The 12,115-nt window shown below is 27.5% G+C and carries 10 protein-coding genes; 3 read left to right on the forward strand and 7 right to left on the reverse strand.

Translation table 11 applies throughout. The annotated features are described in order from the left end of the window. Positions 1 to 18 precede the first annotated feature (18 nt). The 3 genes from PHEL85_RS12815 to PHEL85_RS12825 form a co-directional block, all read right to left on the reverse strand. On the reverse strand, positions 19 to 315 hold the full coding sequence (locus tag PHEL85_RS12815; RefSeq protein WP_036825580.1) for a winged helix-turn-helix domain-containing protein: 297 nt from the start codon (positions 313 to 315) through the stop codon (positions 19 to 21). Between the two features lie 27 nt (positions 316 to 342). Then, positions 343 to 951, reverse strand: a complete 609-nt coding sequence (locus PHEL85_RS12820; protein ID WP_036825583.1) for a hypothetical protein — start codon at positions 949 to 951, stop codon at positions 343 to 345. 71 nt (positions 952 to 1,022) lie between these two features. Continuing rightward, positions 1,023 to 1,565, reverse strand: a complete 543-nt coding sequence (locus PHEL85_RS12825; protein ID WP_052108567.1) for a hypothetical protein — start codon at positions 1,563 to 1,565, stop codon at positions 1,023 to 1,025. Between the two features lie 49 nt (positions 1,566 to 1,614). Here PHEL85_RS12825 and PHEL85_RS12830 point away from each other — a divergent pair, with 49 nt between their 5' ends. Further along, the gene (locus PHEL85_RS12830; protein WP_036825589.1) at positions 1,615 to 1,986 is read left to right on the forward strand and encodes a DUF1801 domain-containing protein; all 372 of its coding nucleotides are present in this window, start codon (positions 1,615 to 1,617) and stop codon (positions 1,984 to 1,986) included. On the opposite strand, the gene PHEL85_RS12835 is transcribed toward PHEL85_RS12830, so the two are convergent. Both PHEL85_RS12835 and kdsA read right to left on the reverse strand, forming a co-directional pair. Next, entirely contained in the window at positions 1,987 to 2,934 is a 948-nt protein-coding gene (locus PHEL85_RS12835; protein ID WP_036825592.1) for a transglutaminase domain-containing protein, read from the reverse strand. A gap of 24 nt (positions 2,935 to 2,958) precedes the next feature. Continuing rightward, positions 2,959 to 3,777 (reverse strand): 3-deoxy-8-phosphooctulonate synthase, encoded by an 819-nt coding sequence (kdsA, locus tag PHEL85_RS12840; RefSeq protein ID WP_036825595.1) that lies wholly within the window; start codon positions 3,775 to 3,777, stop codon positions 2,959 to 2,961. Between the two features lie 67 nt (positions 3,778 to 3,844). On the opposite strand from kdsA, the gene PHEL85_RS12845 reads away from it, so the two are divergent. Both PHEL85_RS12845 and PHEL85_RS12850 read left to right on the forward strand, forming a co-directional pair. Next, entirely contained in the window at positions 3,845 to 4,831 is a 987-nt protein-coding gene (locus PHEL85_RS12845; RefSeq protein ID WP_036825598.1) for a M28 family peptidase, read from the forward strand. Next, positions 4,831 to 5,187 carry a TfoX/Sxy family protein gene (locus PHEL85_RS12850; protein ID WP_036825600.1) on the forward strand — a complete coding sequence of 119 codons (357 nt, stop codon included), beginning with the start codon at positions 4,831 to 4,833 and terminating at the stop codon, positions 5,185 to 5,187. Before PHEL85_RS12845 ends, PHEL85_RS12850 begins: the two co-directional genes overlap by 1 nt. A 35-nt stretch (positions 5,188 to 5,222) precedes the next feature. On the opposite strand, the gene PHEL85_RS12855 is transcribed toward PHEL85_RS12850, so the two are convergent. Continuing rightward, on the reverse strand, positions 5,223 to 5,642 hold the full coding sequence (locus tag PHEL85_RS12855; RefSeq protein ID WP_036825602.1) for a hypothetical protein: 420 nt from the start codon (positions 5,640 to 5,642) through the stop codon (positions 5,223 to 5,225). 46 nt (positions 5,643 to 5,688) lie between these two features. Beyond that, entirely contained in the window at positions 5,689 to 12,087 is a 6,399-nt protein-coding gene (locus PHEL85_RS12860; RefSeq protein ID WP_036825606.1) for an alpha-2-macroglobulin family protein, read from the reverse strand. Between the last annotated feature and the right edge of the window lie 28 nt (positions 12,088 to 12,115).

The following is a 12,115-nucleotide window of genomic DNA, read 5'->3' on the forward strand; positions in this document are numbered from 1 at the left end:
AGTTAAGGTGCAAAAAAATTATTTTTTGCTTATTAATTTTTCTAAAGCTTCAATATGTTTTTTAAATTCTAATTTACCTAAATTCGTTGTATAGTATTTAGTATTTGGTTTTCTGCCTATAAATTGTTTTTCTACTTTAATATATTGTACTTTTTCTAAAGCTTTTAAATGACTAGCTAAATTACCATCAGTTACACCAAGTAATTCTTTCAATCTTTTAAAATCAGCATGATCATTAACTGTCAAAACTGACATGATTCCCAATCGAACTCTATGATCAAATGCTTTATTTATATTTAGAATAATGTTTTTCAAATGAAATAGTTTTCGTTTATAAAAAAATTATTTTTTATCATATTTAAAATAAATAATGCTTCCATATACAACATGTACAATTCCAAAGCCAATAACCCAAAACCAAAAACTATAACTAGGAAATAATGCACAAATAAGACCAAAAATAACTTCAATTATCCCAAGGGGTTTAACTATGTTGCTTGTATGTTTAGAAGCGTTAATTAATGCTAATCCGTAGAATAACAGTATTAATGGAATAAGGTGAGTATAATTTTCTTGAAATAGATTTATTATGATGTAAACTCCACCAATACTTAAGGTTGTTAAATAAGATTTAACTAAGTTTCTTGTAGTAATACTCCAAGTTTTTTCATCAGTAAATTTACTTCTTCTAGATGTAAAAAAGATGGTTGTAATTGTTGTAGCGAAACTAACAATTAAAATAATAATAGTTATAGAGTAGACTAAATCAGTTGTTAACTGAGATGAATTATCTATTTTCTTATCAAAAGCAAAATAGTAATAACCAGCACCAATTAATGCGTAAATTCCTGCTAAAATACCAGACAATCCACTCAATGAAATAAATTTAGACGATTTACTCATTAAGTTTTTAATTTCTGATATGTCTCTTAAATAATCTTTTTGACTCATCTTTAAAGAACTTTGAAATACAAAGTAAAAGATAATTTTTTAAATGAGCAACTAAATTAGAAAAGAAATTATTATTTAACTACAACTCCGTAAGCAACATGAGCAATTCCTAAAATAGAAAGAGAAGAAGACCAATAAGTAGGAATTAAGAAACACATAACTGCTAAAAGTAAACTAACAGCTGATAAAACTAACAGGTTTTTTCTTTCTTTCTTTTTGAATAGAAGTAATAAAATTCCGTGAAAAATAAGAAAAGTAGGAGCGAGGTAGTTTGTTAATTCTAGGTTCATTAAAACGAATAGAGAAATAAAGGTAATACCAATTACGATACTATATTTTTTAACTGCGGCTTTTGTTTTATCATTAAAAAGTTGGAGTTTTAATTTTTCAACATTTTTTTTTCCTATAAAGAATAATGTTAATGTTGATAATAGAACAAATGCAACAGCAATTAGTATAATTAGGTTTTCTATCGTATTTGAAGATAGCGTTTCTAATGAAGTTTTGTTATTTAACAACGTTTCAATAGAAAACCCTGAAATAAAAAGATATGCTCCAATTAAAATGCTTGTTATACCTTTTATAGAAAAATTGACTTGAAAATTATCTTGCATAGGAATGTTCTTTATCAGATTTTTTTTTAACTTCCGCGAATATACAAAAATGAAACCTGCAGAAGCATATATTTTAAACCAACCAGAGCCTTTTAAATCAATATTAATGCATTTGCAGATATTGATTGAAACAAGTTTTCCTGAAGTTGATTTGCAATTTAAATGGAAAATTCCTTTTTATTATTTAGACGATAAACCCTTTTGTTATTTAAATCCATCAAAGAAAAAAGGGTATGTTGATGTTGCTTTTTGGGTGTCTGCACATTTAACAAAATACAATGAGTTTTTAATTTCAGAAAACAGAAAAGTAGTAAAATCATTAAGATATTTTACTATAGAAGATATTAATGAAGAAGTATTGTTAACGGTTTTAGAAGAAGCACATCAACTAAAAGACAAAGGTTTTTATAAGAGACAGTAATTATTCTGGTTTTGTGATTTTATAAGACAAAGCATATTCACCATCAAGATAGATATAAAGGTTTGTGTTTTTTTTAGGGTTATCAATTACAATATTTGTTGTGTAATTTTTACTCTTAACTGTGGGGATTTGTCTATATAGAGATTCTTCAAATTTGTAAGAAATTTCAGTTTCAGGTTTTATGTTTCTAATTTTTAAAATAATTTTTTCTCTCTCCGAAGTTATTTTTCCTTTTAAAGGTTCTATTAATTCAACATTATATTTAAAATATGCATCACTAAATATTGGTTGATAACAAAAGTTTTTAAGTTTTTTTTGATTTAAATAATTAATCCATTTTGGATTACTTGTAAAATGTGTAAGATTTAATTTTTCTTTTTCAATATCGAAATAATAATAGTTTGGTTTAGAGTTTTTTGCATTCCTTTTTAAACCATAAGTAGCATCAACTATTACCCATTTTTCATTGATTTTTACAGCATTCCAAATATGATTTTTGTTTTTAGGAATATAATTAATTTCGTTATTAAGTGTTCTTGTATAACCTTTTATTAATTCACTTTCTAAATTTAAAAGATCACAAACTTTTTTAAATGTTATAGCAATACCATAACACACAGATTTTTTTGTAGAAATTGTTTTCGAAACTAAATTGTTTTCTATCCATCTTAATCTATATTTTAAGTCTATTTCTCCGTTATGAATAATTATTTCTGGAGATTTGATATTAGTTGAAACGGAATAATCATATTGAATATTTAACGTTAACCAAGTGTATAACGCTCTAATTTTTTCTATATCAGTATTAAAATCATAATCAATTCTTTTTGCTAATTGCTCAGCAGAAGTAATTGAATGATAGGAATAAATAATTAAATCAACTTTTTTTAAATCTTGAGAAGATATGTTTAGTGATAAAAATAGAATTAAAAATATTAACTTTTTCATATAGTTTTAAAGATAACAAAAATCTTACAAACCATTAATCGTTTTTCTAATAGCTACTAAATTAGTTAAAAGACTTTCTAAATTGTCTAAATGTAACATGTTAGCTCCATCAGATTTTGCGTTTGCAGGATCAAAATGAGTTTCTATAAATAAACCATCAACATTATTTACAACTCCAGCTCTTGCAATTGTTTCAATCATTTCTGGTCTTCCTCCTGTAACACCTGCTGCTTGATTTGGTTGTTGTAAAGAATGAGTAACATCTAAAACTGTTGGAGCAAAAGCTCTCATTTCCGGAATTCCTCTAAAATCTACAATCATATCTTGGTAACCAAACATAGTACCTCTATCTGTTATCCAAGCTTTTTCAGAACCTGCATCTTTTACTTTCTGTACAGCATGTTTCATAGCAACTGGACTCATAAATTGGCCTTTTTTTAAGTTGACAACTTTACCAGTTTTTGCAGCAGCAACTACTAAGTCTGTTTGACGTACTAAAAAAGCAGGAATTTGTAAAACATCGACATACTCTGCAGCTTTTGCAGCATCAGAAACTTCATGAATATCTGTAACAGTTGGAACGTTAAAAGTTTCGGAAACTTTACGTAAAATTTTTAGTGCTTTTTCATCTCCAATTCCTGTAAAACTATCAATTCTACTTCTGTTTGCTTTTTTAAAACTTCCTTTAAAAATGTAAGGAATTTCTAATTTATCAGTAATTGTAATTACTTTTTCAGCAATTCTTAAAGCCATTTCTTCACCTTCTATAGCACAAGGACCCGCAAGTAAAAAGAAATTATTAGAATCTGTATGTTTAATATTTGGTATTAGAGATAAATCCATTTTGAAAATTTTTAGCAAAAATACGAAATAAAATTAGCTATATTTAGCCTTTTAAAACCAAATAAAAATGAAAAAACTATTCACTTTAGTATTAGTAGTAACATTCGTGTTTTCTTGTAAAACAAAACCCAAAAAAGAAGTTACAGTAAAAAAAGAAGCAACCATAGATTCTGTAACTGTTAAAAAGCATTTATATACCTTGGCTGATGATGATATGGAAGGTAGAAAAACGGGAACACCAGGAATTGAAAAAGCTGCAAAATATATAGAAAATGAGTTTAAAAGAATAGGTTTAAGTACTTATGATACTTTAACTAATTATAGACAAACTTTTACGTTTACACACAGACAAACAAAAAAAGAAATTACAACAAGTAATATTATTGGTGTTTTAGAAGGAAAAAGTAAAAAAGATGAAATTGTTGTGGTTTCTGCACATTATGATCATTTAGGAATTCGTAAAAAAGAAGGACAATTAGATAGTATTTACAATGGTGCAAATGATGATGCTTCTGGAGTAACAGGAGTTTTAACTTTGGCAGAATATTTTAAAGGAAAAGGAAACAATGAAAGAACCATTCTTTTTGTTGCTTTTACGGGTGAAGAAATGGGCTTAATAGGTTCTACACATTTTGGTAAGGGAATTGATGCTTCTAAATTTGTTGCTGGTATTAATTTAGAAATGATAGGAAAGGAACCAAGTTTTGGACCAAATACAGCTTGGTTAACAGGTTTTGAACGTTCTGATTTTGGTAAGATTGTTCAGAAAAACTTAGAAGGTTCTGGTTATACATTACACCCAGATCCTTATGCGAAATTCAATTTATTTTTTAGATCTGATAATGCTTCTTTAGCTAGGTTAGGTGTACCATCTCATACTTTTTCTACTTCGCCAATTGATACTGATAAAGATTACCATAAAGCTTCTGATGAAGCTGAAACTTTAAATATGACAGTGGTTACACAAACTATAAAAGCAGTTGCAAAAGGAACTGAAAGTATTATTAGTGGACAAGATACGCCAACAAGAGTTGTTTTAGAAGAGAAAAAATAGTGGCTTATTCAGAATATTTAGCAGACAGAGTTTCTCAATTTTTTAGAGAAAAAAGCATCCATTTTGAGCCTAAAAAAATGTTTGGAGGCTTTGTTTTTATGGTTGATGAAAAAATGTGTGTAGGTGTTATGAAAGATCAAATAATGGCTAGAATAAATCCTGATATTTTTCAAGAATCTTTAGAAAAAGAAGGATGTAGAAGTATGGATTTTACAAAGAAAACTATGAAAGGTTTTGTGTATTTAAGCGATGAAGCTATAGATTTAGACAAAGATTTACATTATTGGTTGCAATTGGCTTTAGACTTTAATCCGTTAGCAAAAGCTAGTAAAAAAAGAAAATCCTCTAAAAATTAATTTAGAGGATTTTTAATTTATTTTTATAGTTTGAACTAGAATTGGTAACGAACACTAATACCAAAGTCAGAATTTAGCTCATTTAAAGCTCCTGTTATTCCAATTTCTGGTCTATAATCTATCGAAACTAAAAATGGAGATTCAAAATTATATTCAATTCCAACAACTCCACTACCAAACAATTTTACAGAACTATCGTCACTAAAACCACCACCAACACCAGCGAACCAGTTTAATTTATTTTCAATTTTCCAAACCCATTGATATAAACCTGTTGCTTTAAGATCATTTCTTAGGCCTAAATTTACTTCTAGTCGATTATTTTCACCCATAGATTTTTGATAAGAAATTTCATTCGTTAAACGCAAACCAATTGCATGGTTTGAGATGTCTTGTGCATTTGTAGAAAATGTTGCAGCTAAAATAAAGCCAAATACTAATAATACTTTTTTCATGATTTTTTATTTAAATTTTTTACTAAAGTAATCTTTTTTTTTTAGTTTACTTTTTTGAAATATGTATTCTCACACCTTCGGAATGACTACTAAATTCTGGAGCATACATACTTTGTATAGTTGTAATTCCGTTACTAAAATCACCAACATTATTAACTCTTACATCATATTCAAAAACATAAACCCCTTTTGGTAAACGATCAAAAAAGAAATTGGTTGCTGCATCTTTTGTACTTTCATAATAGCCCAAATTGTCTTGCCATTTGTATTTAGAAAGTACATTTATTGGCTCTACACCAGAAGCTCTCATATCTTTCATATGGATAAATTCCATATTTCTGTCTGATCGTAATTCTATTCTTACAGTAATTAAATCTCCAACTTTTAGTTGTGTGTTTTCTGTAATTTCTTTTAATTGTTTTCCTGTGTCAGAATTTACTTTTAAGAATAATTTCTTATTCAATTTAAGTGGAGTTTCTGCTGAAGTTATCTTGTCTAAATTTTCAAAATATTGCCAATACAAACTTCCCCAAGCAATTCCATTTCCTTTTTTGTTGATAGTAACTGAAGCCATTTCTTTTTTAATATCGCTTCCATTCCAAGAAGTTTTAAAATAACCTGTTCCAGCTTCTACTTTTACGTTTTCCAACTTTGTTGGGTCAATTACTTTATCACCAACTTTAATGTCTACCATTTCTGTTACAGAAATCCAATCACTTCCATTTAATAATAATGCGTAAACGGCTTCTGTGGTTGCTTTGGTTGTTTTCCATCTATTTGTCTGTTTATTTTTTAATAACCAAACTTTAAGGTTGTCTATATCATTGAGATTTCTCTTCGCACTTTCAGGCTCATTCGAAATGACACCTACTTCAGAGAAAACTTCAATCATTAAAGCTTGTGTTTCAATAGGAGCTTGATAATAATAGTAACCTGCAGTGTTCGATTTCCAATACATTCCTAATTCATCAGAAGTAATACTATTTTCTTTTAAAGATTTTAAAATTTTATTTGCAGCTTCTTTTTTATCATTTCTAAATAATGATAAAGCAATTTGTCCTTTAGCATATAAATTGTAATCATTCCAATAAGTTACTGTTTGATTTCTATAATAAACAATAGCTTTTTGCAGGTTGTCATCCAAAGAAATATCATTATAAAAACTACGCATGTATAAATACTGAATGGTAAAATAACCTAAGTTATTTTTTGATAAATAATCTTTATATGCTTTTTCACCTTTCTTTTTTGTTTTTGCTCGTTGTTTAATTTCCTCAGCTCTTTTTAAAAGTTTGTGATATTGTTCTAACAATTCTCCATCTAAATATTTTACTGATTTTTCAATCAATTTTTGAGTTGATTTGTCAAAATTAGTAACACCTAATTTTTGTAAATGACCAAAACCAGTTGCAATATGTTGGGTGATAAAAGTACTTGCATATCTGCTGCCTTTAAACCAAGGGAAACCACCAGAATTCATCTGAATATCTTTTAATTTGTTGATAGCTTTTTCTTGCTCATTTTTCATTTTATTCAAATCGAACAATAAAGCAATTCTTTTCTTTTGTTCAGTTTCTGATAGCGCATCTCGAAGCCAAGGAGTTTCTTGAATAATCATTGATTTTAATTCTTGATTTTTTTCTAAATTAGATAACAAAGCATCAGAAGATTTCCAAGCATTAAATACTTCTTGAATTCTTGGATTCGAATTTGCAACAAAACTTGCCAGCGTATTTGCATAATATCTAGAGAAAGTTTGTTCTGCACATTCATATGGATATTCCATTAAATAAGGCAAAGACTGAATTGCATACCAAACAGGATTTGATGTCATTTCTAACGTCAACTTATGGTTTTTTAACGTTGAAGATGTATTATTTTGCAACTTATCTAACGTAAAAGTTTTTGTTTGATTAGAGCGAATCCACATAGGTAAAGTTTCTGTTACCAACATTCTGTTTGTTAAAACGGGTAATACGTTTTGTTCTCCGTCAGAAAAATCGCCAGCTTTTGCTACAATTTTATATTGAACAGCTTGCACAGATTCTGGAATTGAAAGATTCCAAGATACTTCTGTATTTCCATCTTTATCTACTGTGAAATTTTTGTTAGGATTTGTATTTTCTAAATCAATATCGATTTTTTTTCCAGAAATAGCATCCGTCAAAATTAATTTTGCAAAACCACTTAAAGTGTTATTTGTTAAGTTGGTAATTTTTGCACTCAAGGTAATTTTATCTCCTTCTCTTAAAAATCTTGGAGTATTTGGTACCACCATTAATTCTTTTTGAGTGACAGTTTGTAATGTTTTTGTTGCTGATTTTAATTCGGTTGTATGTGCTAATAATTGCAATTTCCATTTGGTTAATGCTTCTGGCATTGTAAAGTTGAAACTTACTTGTCCGTTTTTATCTGTTCTTAATTGCGGGAAAAAGAATGCGGTTTCTTTAAAGTTTTTTCTTATTTGGATTCCTTCTAAAGATATTTTTTCTTTTTCATCTGTTAGCATAACTGCAAAAGGAACATCTTCAACCACTTCAGATTCCTCCATTAATACTTCAACTCCAGCAACTTTGCCTTCAAGCGCTCTAACTGCACTTACAGATTTATTAAGTTTTCTTTTATCTTGATTTCCATAACCAACTACAACTACTTCATCTAATTGAAGAGAATCTTCTTCTAATAACACATCAATATTTGTTTGTTTATTTACAGAAATTTCTTGCGAAATAAACCCTAAATAATTAAAAATTAAAACATCACCTTTTTTAATTTTAAGCGAATAATTTCCATCAAAATCTGTTTCTGTTCCAAAAGTTGTACCTTTTATCATTACTGAAACACCAGGTAAAGGTTCTCCGTTTCTTTCAGAAACAAAACCTGTAATAGTTCCATCAAATTCTTTTCTACTATTGTTTATTTTTCTTTTAGCTTCTCTTAAATATTGTTGATGTTGCCATCTATTTCCATTTAAAGTAAAGCCAAACCAATTGTAAGAATTATATAAATTTGATATAAAACCATTATATCTTCTTTGATTATTACTAATATTAAAATAAGTGTTTCCAAAACTTTGATTTGCATGACTAACTCCATAAGAATAGTAAGTTGGTTTTGGAGTTATTGGATTAAATTGCCAATTATGTGGTTTAAATTCATCTAAAGAAGCATCATACATAGAAGCTAAAACTTCTGCGGCAACCTCGTTATTTTTATCATCTTTTATAGTAAAACTCCAAGTTTCATCTTGTCTAGGTTGTAATTTGTCTCTAAAAATAGTGGTTTCAATATCAATAGTTTCAATTTTTTCTGGAACATTAATTAATAAATTTCCACTTTTAAAATCATTATAATTTACAAGTTGATATTTAATAGCAAAACCACCAATATCTTCTTTGTTTACAGGAATCTTTATGGTTTTTGAAGTGTTATTTAACTTTAATAAACAAGTTTCAATAATTGTATGGTTTTTTTCAATTTGAACAGTAACAGTAATATCTTTTGAAGCAGAACCAACTGTTAATGCAACGTTATCACCTATTTTATAGTTCGTTTTATCTGTGTTTATTGTAAATAACTTATTGTCTGCAACTTGTTTTTCTTTGGTATCATGTAAAGAAATTGTTTTTTCATCTTTTACTTTTTGCCCAAATTTATCTTCACTTTCTAAAAGGACAATATATTTTCCAGAAATCCAACTTTTAGTATTTTTAAGTAGAACTTCTTTAGATTTTTGGGTGTTAAATTTTTTATTGAAAACGAGTTTGCCTTTTTCCCAATTACTATCTTCAGACTCGCTTTTAGTATAAGCATTATGTGGAAATAATTTTCGAAACTCATTTTCTGAAATATCTTGATAATCTGGAGTTGCCCAAGGTCTTTTTCTTAACGGATTTTTAGGTGCTTGTAACTTGTATATTTTAACGGTTCCTTTTGCTGGAACAAACTCGCCATTTAAGTTTTTGGTATCAATTTTTAAACTCGTTTCATTTTGATTTTTATCTATTTTATTATCAATAGAAACAGTTGCCAATAAACTATGATAACCAACTTTTACAGTTGTAGTAGCGCTTCTTGTTTCTCCATTGATGTCAGTTACATCTGCAGTAATTTCATAAGTAAAAACAGGAAGATTTTCTTTTGAAACACTTTCGTCTGGAATTGCTTTAAAGATAATTTCGAATTCTCCTTTTTCATTCGTTACAGATTCTCCTTGCGTAATTTCTTGAGAACTAGAACTAGGATTTGGTCTTCTCCAATAATACCAAGTTGGATATTGAACTTTTCGATGAACGCTATAAACTACATTTGCATCAGTAATATTTGCACCAGAAAAAGCTTTTGCAAAACCATTTAAAGTAATAGAATCGTTTATTTTATAACTTTTTGTAACAGGTTTAAAGACTGTTTCAAATTTTGGTCTTTTGTATTCTTCTACAGAAATATTTATATAGTTTTCGAATAAATCTACATTGCTTTCTAATGTAAAATTGCCCGTTAAACCATTATTAGGAATTATAAATTCACCTGAAAATGAGCCAAATTCATTTGTTTTTAATTCTAATTCTTTAATTTCTTGCCTGTTTACGTCTTTTAATGTAATAGAAACATCATTATTTGAAACAATTGTAGATTTCCCTTTATAAGTTTCAATTGTGATTCCTTTAAAGTAAACTATTTGTCCTGGTCTATAGATACTTCTGTCTGTAAATAAAAACGTTTTAATAGTTGTATGGTTGTCTCTTTTTTTATTTGGACTGTAATTTTTTGATAAATAATAATTGCTAAAAAGTGCAATATCTTTTTTAGTTTTTATTGTAATTTCTACATTATGATAATAATTTCTACTTTTAAAAGAAGCAAAACCATTTTTGTTTGTAGTTAAAGTTTTGTTGATATATCTATCTTCATGATTGCTCTTGTTTTTTAAATGTATAGAAGCATTTTTAATTGGTTTTCCAGTATTTCTGTCAACAACTTGATAATTGTGTTTTCCATCAAAAGTATTTTCTATTAAAGTTAGATTTGTTGCTTGTATTGCAGCTGTACCATAAATGGAATCTTCTTTTAAATCTTCACTTTCTGATGATACAATTAGATAATTTCCGTTTTCAAAAGCAGGAATAATAACTTCTGTTGTGTGTTGTAAATAGTCATTTTCATTTCTTAAAGTAGCATTCCAATTACTTACTTTTTCAAGAGAAGAAATCAGTTTAATTTTTTCGTTTTGTTTATATGTTTTATTGATTTTTTGTAATTGTTTAGGAGTAATTTTATAAGCAGTAAAATGAAGTTTATCTATGTTTTTATAGGTAATTAAAACTCTTGACTTTTTATTGATAGGAATAAATTTTTCTGCAGTGATAGAAAGCGATTTTGCCTTAATTTGATTTTTAAGAATAGTACAGTTTTTTGCACCTATACTTTTAGGGAATTGTTTAATTATTTCATCACAAATTGTAATTGCAAGTTTGTTTTCTGATTTGTTTCTGTGAATTTTAGCGATTTCAAAAGCGTAAATTCCACTAACTGCTTTTTTGCTAAAAAGTTTTTTTGAAGATTTTAAAGTTGATAGAAATTTAGCTTCTTTATCATTAAAACTTGAATACAGATTCACAAAATGTAACCTGAGAATATCAATATCAACCAAAGCATCTAAATTGTTTTCTTTTAAATGAAATTGAATTAATTTTTGATAGATTTTTAACGCATTAAACTGCAAAGACAAACTGTCTTTAGTTTCTAGTTTTAATTTTGAAAATGTTTTATAATCACTTAAAAAAGAAGAATTGTCTAAAACAAATTTATAAGAAGGCCTTGTAATAGCAGTTTCTGATGATTTGTAAAAATCTAAAGCATTATTTGCTAAGAAATCATACAAAGTTGGTCTGTAAATTTTTGCACCTTTTTGAATTTGTAAAATATCTGAAAACTTATAAATATCTGTATTTTGCAGTTGCTTACTATTTTCTAAAGAGGCTTCAAAATGACAATGAATTTCTTCAAATAAAGTGTCTAAATCCCATGTTCTAAAATCATTATTGTCAACTTTGTTTTCTGTTTTTGTTCGGTTGTAGAACTTGTATCTATTTTGATTAAAATATTGCCAATATAAATTTGCTAAAACATTTTCTAATACATTTTTGGTTGGGAATTCACTTTTACCAATATGTTTTTTAAAACTGTTTATTATTTTTAATTGCGCATCTTCTTCTAAGATCAAAGAAAACTTACTTTTATAAAAAAGGGCTTTTATAATTTGCGGAGAATTGTTTTCTTTTTCAGCTTTATTATAGATGTCTTCAACGATGTTTAAGGCAGATTTTGGAAGATTGTCAACTTCAAGTTTTTCTACTTCTAGCCAAAGGTTTTTAAAGGAGTTTTGAGCATTAATAAAAGAAGAAAATAAAAGAATCATTAATAGCGTTGTTGTCGTTTTTTTCATAGGTATTAGATTTAATACTTTAATAGTA

The sequence above is a fragment of the Polaribacter sp. Hel1_85 genome (genome assembly GCF_000766795.1).
Classification (GTDB): Bacteria; Bacteroidota; Bacteroidia; order Flavobacteriales; family Flavobacteriaceae; genus Polaribacter.